This is a genomic window from Xanthomonas arboricola pv. guizotiae, from assembly GCF_002940205.1.
Taxonomy (GTDB): Bacteria; Pseudomonadota; Gammaproteobacteria; order Xanthomonadales; family Xanthomonadaceae; genus Xanthomonas; species Xanthomonas arboricola_C.
The window spans coordinates 1-17,561 of the sequence record NZ_MDSK01000054.1; the positions used below are offsets into that span (position 1 = coordinate 1).

7 protein-coding genes are annotated in these 17,561 nt (G+C 65.6%); 5 read left to right on the forward strand and 2 right to left on the reverse strand.

The annotated features are described in order from the left end of the window. Both XarbCFBP7408_RS20610 and XarbCFBP7408_RS20615 read right to left on the reverse strand, forming a co-directional pair. Nucleotides 1-8,944: filamentous hemagglutinin N-terminal domain-containing protein (locus XarbCFBP7408_RS20610; protein ID WP_146093805.1), on the reverse strand; the 8,944-nt coding region annotated here is incomplete at its 3' end. Between the two features lie 69 nt (nt 8,945-9,013). Further along, nucleotides 9,014-10,714, reverse strand: a complete 1,701-nt coding sequence (locus XarbCFBP7408_RS20615; RefSeq protein WP_104564524.1) for a ShlB/FhaC/HecB family hemolysin secretion/activation protein — start codon at nt 10,712-10,714, stop codon at nt 9,014-9,016. Nucleotides 10,715-11,463: 749 nt separating this feature from the next. Here XarbCFBP7408_RS20615 and XarbCFBP7408_RS20620 point away from each other — a divergent pair. The 5 genes from XarbCFBP7408_RS20620 (at nt 11,464) to pgaD (ending at nt 16,999) form a co-directional block, all read left to right on the forward strand. Then, nucleotides 11,464-12,768 (forward strand): tetratricopeptide repeat protein, encoded by a 1,305-nt coding sequence (locus XarbCFBP7408_RS20620; protein ID WP_258072264.1) that lies wholly within the window; start codon nt 11,464-11,466, stop codon nt 12,766-12,768. 90 nt (nt 12,769-12,858) lie between these two features. After that, the gene (locus XarbCFBP7408_RS23295; RefSeq protein ID WP_343125365.1) at nt 12,859-13,419 is read left to right on the forward strand and encodes a hypothetical protein; all 561 of its coding nucleotides are present in this window, start codon (nt 12,859-12,861) and stop codon (nt 13,417-13,419) included. Beyond that, the gene (gene pgaB / locus XarbCFBP7408_RS20625; protein WP_104564525.1) at nt 13,401-15,299 is read left to right on the forward strand and encodes a poly-beta-1,6-N-acetyl-D-glucosamine N-deacetylase PgaB; all 1,899 of its coding nucleotides are present in this window, start codon (nt 13,401-13,403) and stop codon (nt 15,297-15,299) included. Before XarbCFBP7408_RS23295 ends, pgaB begins: the two co-directional genes overlap by 19 nt. Before the next feature lie 3 nt (nt 15,300-15,302). Continuing rightward, a complete protein-coding gene (pgaC, locus tag XarbCFBP7408_RS20630; protein ID WP_104564526.1) occupies nt 15,303-16,556 on the forward strand; it encodes a poly-beta-1,6-N-acetyl-D-glucosamine synthase in 1,254 nt (417 codons plus the stop codon). Continuing rightward, complete coding sequence (pgaD, locus tag XarbCFBP7408_RS20635; RefSeq protein WP_104564527.1) at nt 16,553-16,999, forward strand: poly-beta-1,6-N-acetyl-D-glucosamine biosynthesis protein PgaD; 447 nt, start codon at nt 16,553-16,555, stop codon at nt 16,997-16,999. The genes pgaC and pgaD overlap by 4 nt, the downstream gene beginning before the upstream one ends. Nucleotides 17,000-17,561 lie beyond the last annotated feature (562 nt).

Genomic DNA, 17,561 nt, shown 5'->3' on the forward strand with positions numbered 1-17,561 from the left:
CGTTGGACGCGACCGGTGCGACCGACATCTTGACGATGCCGCCCGACGTGGCGAGCGTGGCGTCCTGCGTGTTGGCGCCCACCTGGGTGCCTGCACTGCCGGTCGTACCGGTGGCAACACGAATACTGTTCGCGCCGCCATTGGCACGGCCGATCACCGCCTGACTGCCCACTCCACCGGCGCTTTGCGTGGCGCGACCGCTCAAGCCACCTTGTGCGCCGACACCATTCAGCGAAGCGCCGCTAATGCCACGACCGTCGCTGCCGACGGCACCATTGCTGATAGTGGCGCCGTTGATGCTGACGCCTTGGCCGCCGGTCATGCTGGCGCCCAGGGCGATGTAGCTGCTACTGGTCGTCGAAGAACTCAATCGTTGATCTTCTTCCTCGTAGTAGCAAACGACCTTCTGTCCAACCGGCTGCATGCAGTCGTTGGTGATCGCGGTGACGATGTGTTCCACGTCGCTTTGTCGAACCGTCTGATTCAACGCCAGCGCCTGGTTGAGCAGTTTCTCGCCGCCATCGATCATGGCATCCGAGAACCCCCCAAGACCTTGCTGATTGGCCGCGAACAGGCCGGCTGCCGCGATGGTCGACGCCGTATTTGTGACACTGCCCGACAGCAGGATGTTTCCACCCGCTGCAATTTTCCCCTCCGCGCTTGCGGAAGACAGCTGCTCCTGCTGGATCACCTGGTAGTTGCGATAAATGCCTGGCGCAAGCCCTGTGTAGGGATAAGGCGCCCGGGCGCCCTGGATGTTCCGGATCGCCTTGCCTTCGATCAGCTCGCCGCCGGAGTAAATATCGTCGCTGCCAGGATCGGTCGACACGCTGGTCGTATTGATCACGCGCCGCCGATTATTCAGCTGGCTGGCCGCAATCAAGATGCTCCCGTCGGCCTCGATGCTGCCCGACAGGTTATTGACCACCCCGGTGCGCGACACCAAGGTGCCACCACCATCCTGCGCCCCACCAATCGCGATATTGCCCAGGCTGAAGATACGCGCATCGCGATTGAGCAGCTGATCGCGCACGATCAGATTCATGTTGCCGGTGGAACCCAGCAAGGCCGAACCGTAGGCTGCGTTGTCGGTCGCGCCACCGAAGTCGGCACCGTTGACCAGGGTGCCGGTATTCACCGAGACAGTGCCACCGACGATGCTGCCGGTGTTGTAAACGCTGTTGGCAACGAGCGACAACGCCCCGTTGCCGGAAACGCTGCCGGCGTTGTCGATGACGTTGCCGCCGTTGAGACGGGTGTCGTTGGAGAGGATGTTGGCACCGGCCCGATTGGTGATGCTGCTGGCGGTGATATCCAGGGTACGCGCGGCCTTGAGCGTGGACTCGTTGACTAGGTTGCCGCCCACGCGCAGGTTGAAGTTCCCGTTGCTGACCAGATCGGCGCCGGCGCGATGGGTGTAGTCGCTGCGCAGGGTCAGGTCCAGCAGGTTCTGCGCCAGGATGCTGCCGCCACCGTCGAAGCCGACGGTATCGATCACCACATCGCCAGCGCCGCCGGTGGTGCTGCCGGCGCCGATCTTGCCGCCCGCGTTGATCAAGTTCTGCAGGTTCAAGCGGACTGCCTGCTCGGCCTTGATGGTGCCGTTCTGATTGTCTAGCGTGGCGCCTGCGCGCTGCAGCAGGAAGCTTGCGCCGGCATAGACGTTGCCGCCCTGGTTGTTCAAGCCATTGGTGGTGGCGATCAGGTCGCCACCGGCGACCAGCTGGCCGCTGTTGTTGGCGATGCTGGCGGCATCGATCACCAGGCTGCCGCGTCCACCGAGGTTGCCGCTGGTGTTGGTCAATGCACCGCCGGTGGTGATGCGCGTCAGTCCACCGCCGTTGTTGACGATGCTGCCTTGGCTATTGTCGATACTTCCGCCGGAGGCGGTCAGCGTATTGCCGGCATCGAGCTGGCCGCCGCTGTTGAGCAACGCGCCGGCGACGGCAACGTTGAGATCACGGCCAGCACTGAGCTTGCCGCCCTGGTGATTGTCCAGCTGGCCGCGTGCAGTGACGCTGAGGTCGCGCGCCGCTTGCAGACTGCCGCCGCTGCTGCTGATGTTTTCCGCAGTAACCACTGCGTCGGTGCCGGCACCTATCGTGCCGTTGCCGTTGTCCAGGCCGCGATTGAGTTCGACGCGCAGGCTTCCACCCGCACCAGCGTTCGCGACCGCCTGCACAATGCCGCCGGCATTGCCGAGGCTGTCGGCACGCAAGGTCAGCGCACCACCGCTGGCCTGCAGCAAGCCGTTGCGGTTGTCGGCCGCGCCGGTACTTTGCACCTTCAATTCACGTGCTGAGACGGAACCACCGATGTTATTGAGGCCAGCAACAGTGAGTGCTGCATCGCCCGCTGCGGCAATCGCGCCGCCCTGGTTGTTCAACGCGCCACTGGCATCCAGGTTCAGTTGCCCTTGCGTGAGGATGCGCCCACTGCTGTTGCCCAGCGCACCACCGCTGCTGACCGACAGCACGCCGGTGCCGGCATGTTCGATCCGTCCCTGCGCATTTTCCAGGCTGGCCGCAGTGATGGTCAGATCCTGCGCATTGCTGGCCAGCGTGCCGCCGGTGTTGTCGATCGCACCATCGATGCTGACGCGGGTCAGTCCGTTGCCGCTCTGCACCAAGCGCCCGCCGGCATTGCTCAGGCTGGCGCCGTCGATACTCAGCTGGTTGGCCTGCATCTGGCCGGCGACGGCGTTGAGACGCCCGTTGTCGATGTTGCCGCCGGCCTGCACGGTGAGCGTGCCGCCGGCGAGCAAATCGCCACCACGATGATCGAGGTTGCCGCCGGTGCTCAGTGCGACATTGCCGGTTGCGCGTGTGCTGGCACCCGCCAGCTGCAGCTGGCTGCCCTGCGCCGTGAGGTTGCCGCCAGCCAGCAGCTTGCCGGAGGCGCTGAGCTGGCGATCGGCGATCAGGCTCAGCGTGCGTCCGCTGCCGAGGCTGCCATCTGCGTTGATACCGGCGCCCACCGTGCCGGCGATGCTGATCTCACCCGCACGCAAGCTCAAGTTGCCCGAAGCGGTGGTCTGCCCCGCGTTCTCGATACGGGCGCCCTGCAGACCCACCGTCGTACCGCTGACGGTGCCCTGCTGACGCAGCACGGCGTCGCTGCTCAAGGTGACCTGCTGAGCGCCGAGCTGGCCGGCCACACCCAGGTCGCCCTTGGAGCGTAACTCCAGCGTGCTGCCAGCGCTCAAGGTGCCGCTCTGCGCCAACGCGCCATCGGCCTGCGCCGAGAAGCTGCCAGCCGATGCGAGGCTGCCGCCGAGCTCCAGGTTGCCGCGGCTGATCAACGCGACATCGCCGCGCTCGCTGCCCAGTTGGCCGCTGCTGCTGACTTGCGCCGCTTCCACGCGCAAGCCATCGCCGCCGATCAGGTCACCGCGATTGTCCACCGCTCCAGTGGCGATGACCCCCAGGCGTTGCAGGCCGTAGGCCTGGCCGGTCTGGCGCAGCGACCCCACACCCAGGGCGAGTTGATTGCCGGCGCGCACGGCGCCAGCATTGTCGAGCAAGCCGCCGATGGCGAAGGTGGCGTCGCCCTGCGCGAGCAGCACGCCGCTGGCGGCATTGCTTGCGCTGGCTGCGGTGACGATCAAGCGCTGACCAGCGACGACTTGCGCCGCATTGGTCAACGCGCCACCTGCGCTCAGCACCACATTACGGTCGGCCTGCGCGACACCGGCAACCGCCAGGTCGCCGGTGCTGCGTAAATTCAAATCGGTTCCTGCATCGAGTGCGCCACGGCTGTCGATCGCGGCAGCATCCAGGCTGATCGCGCCGCCGCTTTGCAGCACGGCAGCCTGAGCGGTGCCGATCCGCGCGCCGCGCAGGGTTGCATCGCCAGTCGCCACCGCCTGTCCGTTCATTGCCAGTGCGCGCTGCGCCTGCAGATCCAGTTGCGTTGCCGACTGCAGCGTGCCTGCGGCGGTGAGATCGCGCCCGGCCTGTAGCGCGATCGATTGCGCCTTGAGCGAGCCCGCCTGCTGCAGATCGCCAACTGCCGTGGCCTGCAGTGCGGTCGCTGCGGCGACAACGCCTTGCAGCGTCATGTCGCCTTGGCTGATCAAGCTGACGTTGGTAGCTTCGCTACCGAGCTGGCCGCTGCTGCGTAAGCTGCCTGCCTCCACCTGCAGCGTGTCTTTGGCAATGAGGTTGCCGCGGTTGTCCAGCGTGCCAGTGACCTTCGCGGTCAGTGCCTTGCCTGCAATCGCAGTACCGCCCTGATCCATGCTGGCGGCGGTGATGCGCAGATCGCCGCCGCTCTGCAGGCTGCCGCCGTTCTGCAACGCGCCAGTGGTCAGCGTGACGCTGCCATCGGCGGCCAACACGCCGGCCGCCACGTTAGTGATGTTGCCTGCCTGCACCGACAGATCACGGCCGGCAACCAGCTGGCTCGCATTACTCAAGGTGTCGGTTGCGCTCAACACCACATCGCGATTGGCTTGCGCCACGCCTGCGAGCGCAAGCGCTCCCGTGCTGCGCAGGCGCAGGTCCGTGCCGGCATCGAGCGTGCCACGGCTGTCGATTGCCGCACCGTCCAGGCTGATCGCGCCGACGCTTTTCAGCACGGCGTCGCGGCCGGTGGCGATGCTGCTGCCGCGCAGGTTGGCGTCACTGCCCGCCTGCGCCTGACCGTTCAACGTCAGGCTACGCTGCGCCTGCAGATCCAACGCAGACGCGGACTGCAAGGCTCCACCGGCAGTGAGATCGCGGCCAGCCTGCAATGTGACGGCCTGCGCGTTGAGCGAGCCGGCCTGCAGCAGATCGGTGCCAGCGGTGGCTTGCAGCGTGGTCGCCGCAGCTACCACACCGTGCAGATCGATCGCGTTCTGGCTGGTCAGCGTCAGTGCGCCGTCGACCGAGCCGAGTTGCCCGCTGCTGACGATGCTGTCGGCAGCGATGCTCAGATCCTTGCCCGATACCAACTGACCCGCGTTTTCGAATGCGCCTGTCGACGAGATCGATACCGCATCCCCGCTGTAGACACGGCCGCGCTGCAGCAGCGTGCCGGTGTTCAGTGCAAGGCCACGCTCGCCATGCAGGCTGCCATTGTTTTCCAGCACGCCAGCGACATCGACGCGCAGATCGCGTAGTGCACCCAGGGTTGCCGTTGCGGCGTTGTTGGCGCTGGCGGCCTGCACGTGCAGATCGCGGGCTGCAACGACTTGAGCGCCATTGTTCAACGCGCCCGCAGCGGTCAGCGCAACATCGCGCCCGCCCTGGACCACGCCAGCCAGTTCAAGATTACCGGCGCTACGCACGTTCAAATCGGTCGCCGCATCGAGCGAACCGCGGCTATCGATGGAGCCGCCATCCAGGGTGGTGCCGGCACCGCTCTGCAGCACTGCTGCAGCGCCTGTCAGAACCGTTGCGCCGGTGACGGTTGCCTCACCCGTACTCGATGCCTGTCCATTCAGGGCGAGCGTGCGCTGCGCCTGCAGATCCAACGTGGATGCCGATTGCAGAGTGCCATTTGCAGTGAGGTCGCGTCCCGCCTGCAGTGCGATCGACTGTGCTTTGAGCGAACCGGCCTGCTGCAAATCGTCGCCAGCAGTCGCACGCAATGCAGTGGCTGCTGCCACCACACCCTCGAGTTGCAGCGCGTCTCGGCTGTTCAAGGTGACATCGGCCCGCTCACTACCCAGCTGCCCACTGCTACGCAGCGTGGCCGCATCGACCTGCAACGCATCCTTGGCGATCAGATTGCCACGATTGGCCAGCGTGCCTGCGATGGCGGCGCGCAACGCCTTGCCTGCAGACGCGCTGCCGCCCTGGTCCATATTTGCTGCGCTGACCTGCAGATCGCCACCGGCCTGCACGCGGCCAGCGTTGTTCAGCAGTGCCGTAGTGGTCAGGGCGATGTTGTCCTCGCCCGCCAACACACCGCTCGTGGTGTTGTCGAGGCTACCTGCCTGCAACGACAGAGTGCGCCCTGCAAACACCTGCGCCGCGTTACTGAGCGCACCGGTGGCATTCAAGACAACGTCGCGCCCGCCTTGTGCCACGCCCACCAGCGTCAGATCGCCTTGACTGTGGATCTGCAGATCGCTGCCCGCATCCAGTGTGCCGCGGCTATCGATGGCTGCGCCGTCCAGCACGACCGCGCCAGCGCCTTGCAGCACCGCGTCCTGGCGCGTCGTCAATGTGGCAGCACGCAGCGAAGCATCGCCACCGGCCTGACCCTGCCCGGCAAACGTCAGTGCGCGCTGTGCCTGCAGATCCAGCGTGGACGCCGATTGCAGGTTGCCAGCAGCGGTGAGATCACGCCCGGAACTCAATGCCAGCGACTGCGCTCTTAGCGACCCTGCCTGCTGCAGATCGCCAGCGGCGCTGGCCTGCAGCGTGGTCGCAGCGGCAACCACGCCTTGCAGCGCGATATCGCCCTGGCTGCCCAGACGAGCACCTGCCGCTTCGCTGCCGAGTTGACCGCTGCTGCGCACGCTGCCGGCATCGATCTGTAGCGCGTTCCTGGCAACCACAGTGCCAGCGTTGTCGAACGACCCGCTCACCGCGGCCGAAAGCGTGTTGCCCGCGCTGGCGCTGCCGCTTTGCGTGAACGTGCCTGCGGTCAGCTGCAGATCGTTCGCCGCATACAGGCTGCCGGCGTTGTCCAAGTCACCGGCCGTGCGCACGCGTGCATCGGCATCCGACGAAAACGCGCCACTTTGCGCGTTGCGCAACGAGGCTGCCTCCACCTCCAGCGTACCGGCGGCGACCACCTTCGCGCGGTTCTGCAGTGCTGCGCCCGCCTGCAATGCGACCGAGCCGGCGCCCTGCACGGTGCCGTCCAACGCGAGCTCGGCAGCACTGGCGATACGTAGATCGCCACCTGCATCGATGACCCCGCTATGCTCGATCGCCGCACCGCGCAATTGCAACGCGCCATCGCTACGGAGCTGACCACGCTGCCGTAGCACGCCGTTCGCCTGCACATCGATCGTGCCTGTCGAAGACACCACGGCGTCGCTGGCGAGTTCACCGCCTGCGGCGATCATCACTCCACCGGCAGTGGTCTGCAGCGTGCCGGAGAACGCGGTATCGCCGCCGCTACGAAGATTCACGCTATCGGCGTTGACGATGCCCGAGACCTGAGCATCTGTTGCGGCGTCCAGGCTCAAGGCAGCGCCTGCCACGGTGTTGCCGCTCAGCGCCAGCGCGCCGCGGCTGCGCAGCGTGGTCTCCCCACGCTGGCTGCCGATATCGCCACGACTGTCCAGCTGCGCCGCGTCGATGGTCAGCGCATTGCCTGCAACGAACGTGCCGCTATTGACCAGACCACCGGCAACCACCGCCTGCGCATCGCGTGCGGCCGCCAGACTGCCTGTAGTGGTGACAGTCGCTGCCTGGAGACGCAGATCGCGGCCGGCGTAGCCGCTACCGGCATTGTTCAACGCACCTGCACTGCGCAACTCCAGATCGCCACCCGCAGACACTACGCCGCGCTGTGCGATGTCGATACTCGCCGCGTCGAGCGCCACTGCATCCGCTGCAATCAGCTGGCCGTGCAGCTCCAGCCGACCGCCGGCCCGCACATCGGCGCCCTGCCCGGCCTGCGCCAATCCACCCAGGCGCACGTCGCCGCCGCTGTTCACGCGCAACGCGGTGGCCGCGTCCAGGGTGCCCAGTGCATCGATCGCGTTCGCATTCAGCCCGATCGCGCCGCCGCTCTGCAGCGTGCCGGTCAGGCTGATCTGCCCCGCGCGCAGGGTTGCAGCGGTGGCCGCATAGGCCACCCCGTTGCTGCGCAACACACCATCGGCGCCCAGATCCAGCGCGCCAGTCGTATGCAGGCTGCCATCGGCATCCAATTCCGAACCGAACAGACGGATGGCGCCGGCACTGCTGCGGCCGCTGTGGCTCAAGGTGCCACTGGCTTGTGCATCCAGGGTACCGGCGGCGACCAGATCGCCTGCCAGGGTCATGCGCGCGCCGCGCAGACGCACATCGCCTTGCTGCGAGCCGAGCACGCCGCGCTGGTCGAGGTCACCGGCGGCACGCACATCCATTCCATCGCGCGCCACCGTGGTCCCGCTCAGGCTCACCTGGCCCGCGCTGTCGATCTGCAGGTCGCCGCTCTGTGCCGCCAAGGTGCCGCGACTCACCACGCCGACGCCGGCGTCGGTTGCGATCAGGCGAATACGGTCGGCATACATGCCGCCCAGCTGCGCCACGTCGATGCCGATTGCAGGAGCGGTGCCATCGGTACCGGGCAATAGTTCCAGCAGCATGCCGTCGTAGCTGACCCGCCCTGCACCCGCGGCAGCGACCAGTTCCCTGGTCCAGATCGAGCCCTCCACGCTGAGCTGACGCGAGAGCAGATCCAGGCGATCCACATTGAACGCATCCAGACCGTTGCTGCCGATACTCAGCGCACCGCCGGTGATGCTGAAGCCGTTCAACACACCATCGCTGCCCAGGTTGGGCGTACCGGTGGTCAGGGTCACGCGCGAGGTGTTGATAAACCCGCAGCCATCGCAGGCAATGCCGTTGGGGTTGGCGATCACCAACTGCGCCTTGGCACCGGCGATTTCGGTGTATCCCTGCAGGCGGCTGCTGGCCGAGGTGACCTCGTTGAGGATCAGCGAGGCGGCACCGCTGCGCTGCAGATTGTCGTTGCCGGCGACATAGCCGCCCAGCTCGGTCTTGGAGATCTGCGCGCTGTTGTTGAGGATCAACCCGTTCGGGCCGACGTTGAACGTGTTGTAGCGGTTATGCGAGATGCCGCGCGCATTGGGCGCGACGATGTCCACCACCGGCACGCCATTGGCGGCGACCTGTTGACCGGGCGTCTGTCCGCCGGGATTCGGCGTTGGCGCCACCTGTGCCCAGGTCGGAAACGATGTCCAGGTGACCGTGCAGCACAGCAGCAACGCAAGCGCGCGCTTGCTTTGTTCGGCCAGGTAAGCACGTACGCTCATCGCTTCGGTGTCCATCGTTTCTCTCTCGCCACTGGTGGGCGTCATCAATCAACAGCGCGCTGCCGGCTGGCGGCGCGATCCATGTCAGAACTGGTAGATCACACGCGCGCCATACGCCGGCTGCGCACTTCCAAACCCATCCGGGCGATGGATCGCCCAGCCGGCAAATGCATCGATGCTGGCACCGAACCAACCGCCGCGCAGACCCACCGCGCCGCCCACCAGACTGCGGCCGCGCAGGCCGCTGGCACTGGTGCCATCGATGCGACCGGCATCCAGGCCCAGGTACGGCGTCAGCCCGATCTGCTGGATCGGAAAACTCAAGGTGTTGCGCCAATACGCGCCTTTTTCCGCGCCCAAGGTCGCTTCGCCATCGAAGCCGCGCACGCTGTAGCGGCCCCCGATGGTGACGAACTCCGAGCCAAGCAACAGCTCGCCTGCGGTTTGCGCACGCAGGCTGCTTTCCCACGCCATCGGCACCGGTCCCAGCTTGAACGGCATGGCGGTGCTCACGTCCAGCGTGGTCACGCCATAACGGAATGTCGGAAAGCCGATCTGCGGGTCGTAACCGGTCCACTGGCTGTTGAACCACGGCGTGCCACGCCGATGCGCGATACGCACGTCCATCTGCATCGCCCCCAGATAGCGGCGATGGGTGACGTAGAACTCCGCGCTGCTGGTATCGCGACGCTGGATGCCGATCTCCACGCCATCCAGATAGCTGCGCGCACGCCGCCGGCCAACCGTGACACCGGCAGAGGTCTTGCTGGTGCCGTTGCGATGCAATACGCGCTGGATATCCAGCTGCGCGTTGCTAGATTCGCCGCTGGACTGGAAGGTCTGCAAAAATCCGTCCACGCGCTGGTGGTAGCGGTACGACGAGGCCGACAACGCAAACGTCCACCAGCCCCATGGCAGGCTGTAACTGAGACTGTTGCCGCGCGTGCCGCGCTCTTCGTCGCGCGTGGCCAGGTCATGGCTGTAGCCGACGCTGAGCAGATCGTTGATCCCCAGCGGGTTGTCGAGCGAAAAATCCAGCCCGCTCTGCACGCGCCCGGTCGCTTCCACGCCAGAATCGTCGGCATTGGCCACGCCGCGCCAGCGCCGACCATGCTGCAAGGTGATGACCAGATCCGATTCGCCCGGTGCCTCGCCCGGCGCGATGTCGATTTTGGCGTCCTGCGATGGCAGTCGCTTGAACTGCTCCACCGCCTGCTCGATCGCACGCAGGTCCAGCAGGTCGCCGTGCCGTAGCGGCAGCGCGCTCTTCCAATGTTCGCCGCCGGTGTCGGAAACCACGCGCACCGCACGCAAGCGGCCGGGCATCAGTTCGAAACGCAGTTCGCCGCGCGAAAGATCCTGTTCGGGCACGCCGATGCGGGTGGTGACCAGGCCGCGCGCGACCAGTTGGTCCAGGGCGCGACGGCGGATGATGTCGATACCCGCGCGACCGATGCAGCGGCCCTCATAACGACGCAGCGAGGTCCACAACCACGCAAAGCGTGCACCGTCGTTCCCTGCACCGGACAGGCGCATGCGGGCGATCGGGAAACACAGTTCCTCCTTTGGCAGCACGGTGCTGCGCGCATCCACGCGCTCGGCATCCTCGCGCGGGCCGGCGAAGGGTGCTTGTCGCTCCTGTTCCTGACGCCGCTGAATCTCCTCGGCCTGGCGCAATTGCTCCTGGCGATCCAGCGTTGTCGGTGCTGTTTGTTGTGCAGCCGCCAGCCCGGCGACAGCCCATAGGCAAGCCGCCAGCGCCATTGGCGCCGAACGCATCCACATTTGTCATGCCCCCTGTCCGGCGGGCCGCGCTTGGGCGCCCCGTCGCTCACACCGCCATGCCTGGCCACCAAGACGGCGACGCAACCTTCAGCACAACGAACGCGGCGCAACTGTGATGGAACGTTAAGAACTGGTCAACGCGCCGTGTAGGGGTCACCCTGTAAGAAAAACCCGACCCTTCCAATTTTGTGACTTAAATCACTTAAAAAGCGGGCAAAAATATCCCTGCGTATCGGCTCTGCTACCTAATTCCGCCCCTTTTAAGCGCAAAACATCCGGCAACGCGTGACTAACGTAGACAACACAGTAATGACGATTAATGCATATGTAACTGCGACCAGCGTTGCAAATCATGGGGCGTATTCGAGTGATGCCCGCCCCGTCAATTTCCGGGCCCCCGTGGCGCCGCTTGAAGGCGATTGACTGGAACGGGAAGATTGCCTCAACGCGTTTTTAGTGACTTATGTCACACTTAAAGCAGACTGATCCGATGAAGATCGCGTTAAATTCGTGATGACGTAGGCTTTACGTGGGCATACGCAGTATCGCCAGTCGTCATACGCCTGGACCGCTAATGCACTGCCTTTTCCCCCAGCTTTTGCAACCACGTGCGTCGCGGCCGTCCTGACCGCACGGGCGCACTCACTCCTCTGCTCAGCCTCGCGTTGATCGCCGCATGTGTGCCCCAGGCGCACAGTGGTGAAGTGCGGCCGAACGGGGTGACTGATGCCTCCACCGCCCTCACTCCCATGCGGCAGGCCGAGCAATTGCGCGGCCAGCAACGCCATGCGGATGCCTTGGCCATCTACGAGCGCGTACTGCGCGCGAACCCGCGGGATCGTGGCGCCTACACCATGCGGGCGATCACGCTGAGCGAGCTCGGCAGCGCACAGCTTGCGGCAGAGGCCGTGTGGCGGCATCCGGACTGGTTCTCGCAGCAGGAACGCGAGCGCATCGAAAACGATCGCCTCGCCCGCATGATCGGCTGGGCCAGCGCCGAGCCGGTCGATGCCGCGCACCGCTACGCGGAGACCGACCAGGCCCTGGTCAATGTCGCCCGTATCGAACGCCAATCACCGCCGACGCTGACGTGGGAAGCCACGCGGCTGCGCGTCGACAGCCTGGTCGCACTCAACCAGCGTCAGCGCCATCGCGACGTGGTGGCCAACTACCAGGCGTTGCAGACGGAAGGTATCGAGGTTCCCGCCTATGTGCTGCCGACGGTCGGCGATTCGCTGATGGGCCTGCGTCGCCCGGCCGAGGCCGAAGCCGCACTCCGGCAGGCCCTGCAGCACAATCCCGACGACTTCAATACGCAGCTGTTGCTGGGCTATGCCTTGCTCGAGCAGGAGCGCTTCGATCTGGCGATGCCGCTGTTCGAAAAACTCGCGGCCACGCAGGCGCCGTGGCCGCGCCGCAACGGCGCCGGCAGCGGCTACGAAAACTGGGATCGCTTCAGCGCAGACATCGCCCTGGCTACCGCACGCTCGGCGGCGAACCACAATCGCGACGCAGACGCCCTGTTGCGCGAGCGCGTGGCCATCGGCCCCGACAATGCGGAGCTGCAGGCGGCCCTGGCCTCAATCGAGTTCCGGCGCGGGCACCCCAGCAAGGCGCTGCAACGCAACGCGATGGCATTGACGCTGGATCCGCACCAGAAACAGGCGCGCAGTGGCGTGGTCGAAGCGCAGCGCGATCTGGATCGCCTGGACCTGGCCGAGGCGACCTTCGCGCCGCTGCACAAGGAATATCCGGATGATGCCGGCCTGCAGCGGCTTGGCGCCTCGCTGGAACGTCAACGCGGCTGGCAGGTGCATCTCAGCCATGCGCGCGGCCGCAGCGACAACGACACCCTGACCAACAGCACCTCGCCGCTCGGCAACGACTTCGGCAGCACATGGCTGGAAGCCGAATCGCCGCTGCTCGGCGAGCGCTGGCGCGTGGGATTGCGTGCACGCGACGATTGGGCCGATTTCCAGGACACGCGCGTGCGTTATCGCAGCTTCTGGCTGGGCACGCACTACCGCTACGACCGCCTGGATGTCAGCGCCTAAGGCGGACGGGCGCTCGACGCATTCGATCGCGATGGCACCGCCTGGGCGCTGGATGCCGGCTGGCGGTTTTCCGATGCCTGGTACGGCAGCCTGGCCTGGCGCACACGCGATCCGGACGCCTCATTGCAGGCACGCCGTTTCGGCATCACCGGCGACAGCATCGGCGCCCTGCGCTGGACACCCAACGACGAAAGCCGTTGGGAACTGCAGGCACGCCAGCTGCGCTACAGCGACGGCAATCGGCGCGATCAGCTGGATCTGTCCGGCAGCCAGCGCCTGTGGGCCAGCCCGCACGTGCTGCTCGATGGCCTGTTCGCCGCTTCGGCCGGACGCGCCGAAGACGACCGCGCGGTCAATTACTTCAATCCGCGCCGCAACTCTGCGGTGGCCGCCGGCGTGCGCATCGATCAGATCGGCTGGCGTCGCTACGACTACGCGTTCCGGCAGCGGCTGGAGGTCAGCGTCGGGCCGACCTATCAGTCCGGCTTCGGCAGCCAGTGGGTGCCCAGCGCGGCGTATCGGCACCTGTGGTCGCTGGGCGACGGCAGTGCACTGAGCTATGGCGTGAGCTGGTCGCGCCCGGTCTACGACGGCCAGCGCGAACAACAACTTGGATTCGACCTGGATTTCCGATGGGGAGGTACGCCTTGATCCGCCTGCCGCTGCTGCTGGTCGCCTTGCTGCTGATGACCTTCGCGTCGTCGGCGCAGGCGGGCCTGCTGGTGCTCAGCTACCACGATATTCGCGACGACGTCGCCGCCAAGGGCGATCCCGATCGTTATGCGGTGTCCACCAGCAACTTCGCCGCGCATCTGGACTGGCTGCGCTCGCACGCCTATCACCCGGTGAGCGTGCAGCAGGTCCTGGACGCACGTGCCGGCAGGCGCGCCCTGCCCTCCAGGCCGGTATTGCTCACCTTCGACGACGGCTTGCGCAGCGTCTACACCCGTGTGTTCCCGCTATTGCAGGCCTATGGCTATCCCGCGCTGGTCGCACCGGTCACCAGCTGGGTCGAATTGCCGGCCGGCCAGGTGGTGCCCTATGGCCATCGCGATTTCACCCACGATGATTTCGTCACCTGGGCACAACTGCGCGAAATGCAGGACGGCGGCCTGATCGAAATCGGCTCGCACAGCGACGATCTGCACAAAGGTATCCCCGGCAATCCATTCGGCAACCAGACCCCGGCAGCGGTCACCCGTCGTTGGGAGGCAGGCAAGGGCTATGAGAGCGAAGCGGATTATCGCCAACGGATCCAGACCGATCTGCGCCATAGCCGCGACGCCATCGTGGCGCATCTGGGCAAACCGCCGCGCGCCATGGTGTGGCCGTATGCCGCTTACAACCGTGCCAGCAACGCCATCGCCGCGCAACTGGGCATGACGCTCAGCTTCGACCTGGAAGGCCGTTCGCACGAAGCCGATATCGGCCAGCAGGGCCGCAACCGCGTGGACGGGCAATCGCTGGCCAGCCTCGGCCGCCTCTTGCTGTTCAACAACCCCGATGTGCGCGACCTGGCCGGCGAACTGCGACGCGATCTGTCGCGCGACGGCCTGCGTGCGGCCCAGATCGATCTGGATTACGTCTACGACCCGGACCCGGCGCAGCTTGCACGCAACCTCGACATCCTGGTCCAGCGCGTCAAGGACATCGGCCCCAGCCATGTGTTCCTGCAGGCCTTCGCCGACCCGGATGGCGATGGCGCAGCCGATGCGCTGTACTTCCCCAACCGGCAGTTGCCGATGCGCGCGGATCTGTTCGGGCGTGTGGCCTGGCAGCTGCGCACCCGTGCCGGCGTGCGCGTGTTCGCCTGGTTGCCGGTGCTGGGCTTCCATCTGCCCGATGCACAGCAACAGGCGGCGCTGCAGATTCGCGGCAACGACCCAAAGGATGTGCCACGCCTGGACCCGGGCAATCCGCGCACGCATCAGCTGGTCGCCGACATCTACGAAGACCTGGCCGCCAACACCTACTTCGAAGGCCTGCTGTTCCACGACGATGCCTACCTGCGCGACGACGAAGTGCCTGCCTATGGCAATGGCGATCCTGCCAGGCGCACGCAGCAGCTGATCGGCTTCACCCAGGAGCTGAAAGCAGCCGCCGAACGCTGGCGCCCCAAGCTGGTGACCGTGCGCAACTTGTTCGCGCAGCCAGTGCTGCAGCCGCATAGCGAGGCCTGGTTCGCGCAGCGCCTGGACGCATTTGCTTCGGCTTACGACTACACCGCGCTGATGGCGATGCCGTACATGGAGCAGGCCGACGACCCGCAACATTGGCTGCAGCAGCTGGCACAGCGGGTCGGCCAGCAGCCGCATGGTTTCGAGAACACCATTTTCGAACTGCAGACCGTGGATTGGCGCACCGGCAAGCCCTTGCCGGAGGGCCTGCTGCTCGAACACAGCAAGTTGCTCCTGGCTGCGGGCGTGCGCCACCTGGCGTACTACCCCGACGACTTCATCGGCGGCCACCCGTCTGTTCCCGAAGCGCGCGAGGCCATGTCGGCTCGGCAATTCCCATATATCGAGCGGTAGCCGATGACGACCAGCCTCCTGTTGGGCGCCCTGTTCAACTTCGCGTTTTTCTATCCCATCATCATGGCGTTCTTCTGGATGATCGGAGGCACGTACTACTACCTGCGACGCGAACGCGGCACACCGGGTCCCTCGTCGCCGCCACCGTTGACCAGCGAGCCGTTCGTGTCGTTGCTGGTGCCCTGCTACAACGAGGCCAAGCATGTCGGCGAAACCATCGCCGCGATGAGTGCGCAGAACTACCCCGACTTCGAGATCATCGCCATCAACGATGGCAGCAGCGACGACACCGCCCAAGCGCTCGACGATCTCACCCACCAGGATCCGCGCCTGCGCGTGGTGCATCTGGAGCAGAATCACGGCAAGGCCAACGCGCTGCGCGTCGGCACGCTGGCGTCGCGCTCGGACTATCTGGTGTGCGTGGATGCCGACGCCATCCTGGACCCGAACGCCACCCGCTGGATGGTCGGCCACCTGATCTCCGGCCCGCGCGTCGGCGGTGTCACCGGCAATCCCCGCGTGCGTAACCGCACCACGCTGATGGGCCGCATGCAGGTGGGCGAATTTTCCGCCATCGTCGGGCTGATCAAGCGTGCGCAGCGTGTCTACGGACGGCTGTTCACCGTGTCGGGCGTGATCTGCGCGTTCCGGCGGTCGGCGCTGCATCACGTCGGCTTCTGGTCCGACAACATGGTCACCGAAGACATCGACATCTCCTGGCGCCTGCAGCTGGACGACTGGGATATCCGCTACGAGCCCAACGCGCTGTGCTGGATCCTGATGCCGGAGACCTTCCGTGGGCTGTGGATGCAGCGCCTGCGCTGGGCACGCGGCGGTGTGGAAGTGTTGCTGAGCCATGGCCGCCGCGTGCTGTCCTGGCACAGCCGGCGCATGTGGGGCGCGCTGCTGGAATACGCGCTCAGCCTGGCCTGGGCTTACACGATGCTCTTCATCATCGTGCTGTGGCTGCTCGGCAAGGTCATCCCGCTGCCGCCTGCGCTGTACGTCGATACCATCCTGCCGCGTTGGCATGGCCTGGTGCTGGCGGTGGTGTGCCTGATGCAGTTCGCCACCAGCCTGGTGATCGAACGCCGCTACGAAAAAGGCCTGGCGCGCCAGTTCTTCTGGGTGATCTGGTATCCGGTCGCCTTCTGGATGATCGGCATGCTCACTGCCGTCATCGCCTTCCCCCGTGCCCTGCTCGCGCGCCGCAGCAAACGCGCCCGCTGGAAAAGCCCCGACCGAGGAATCCAATGACACCGCCCATCATCAACCTGCCGCAACGCCTCGGCCGCTCGCGCCGCCTCGCCTACGGCGCCGCCACCGCCGGCGCCTGGATGGTCTACTTCTATCTGTGGGCACCACTGGCAACGCTGATCGCCTGGGTCTTCGGCCTGCGCAGCGCCTACATGGAGCTGTACCTCAAGCACAACGCGCTGGACCCGTTCGCACTCGGCGCCCTGCCGGTGATCGCACTGATGAGCGCCATCACCACCGTCGGCTGGGCCGAGTACAACCGCATCCGCTTCGCCAAGGCCGACCAGCGCAAACGCCGCCGCACCGTGCTCGAACCAGAGGTCGATCAACGCCTGGGCGTCCCCGAACAGCTCGGCAGCCTGCTGCGCCATAGCCGCATCTTATCGGTGGCGATGGACAAGTTTGCACGGCCGGTGGGGGTGCGGGTGGTTAGGCACGGGTGAGTGGTTCTTGCAGTTCGTGCAATATCCCGGTGCCTGATGAACAGGCGCATCGTGCAGTAGAGACTTCGCCGGCATGGCCCCCCATTGCTACGAGGAGTCAAGTGACGAAAAAGTACGCGATCGCCCTAAGGAACCTCTGAACAACTCTTGGCGTTGCGAGCGAACTTGGGATTTCGCTTGATCACGACAATCTCCGTTGCTGAAAATCAATCACTTACGCGTGATGGCTCCAACCTCAGGCGTCGATCAGAAGTCTATCGAGGAGTTGTTCAGAGCTTCCCTAAAGATCGAACCCCGCTCTGGCGGGGTTTTTGCTTCGCGGGGGGTCTAGCTGCCCTTGCTTAGATCGTTCGGGCTGCCAGGTCCTGCCTTGGCAGTTCACCTCCCAGAGGCTGGACGACTTGCGACGTCGGCTGACCCGCACCATCCAGACGCTGAGCAATAAAGTGAAGCTGCTGCGACATTGTCGCTAGGGCCTGTTAACGCTAGTGGTTGGGGAGGTTAAACTATTGGACATGGAGATCACGCCAGCACAATTTGCCCTCATCGAACATTGCTTACC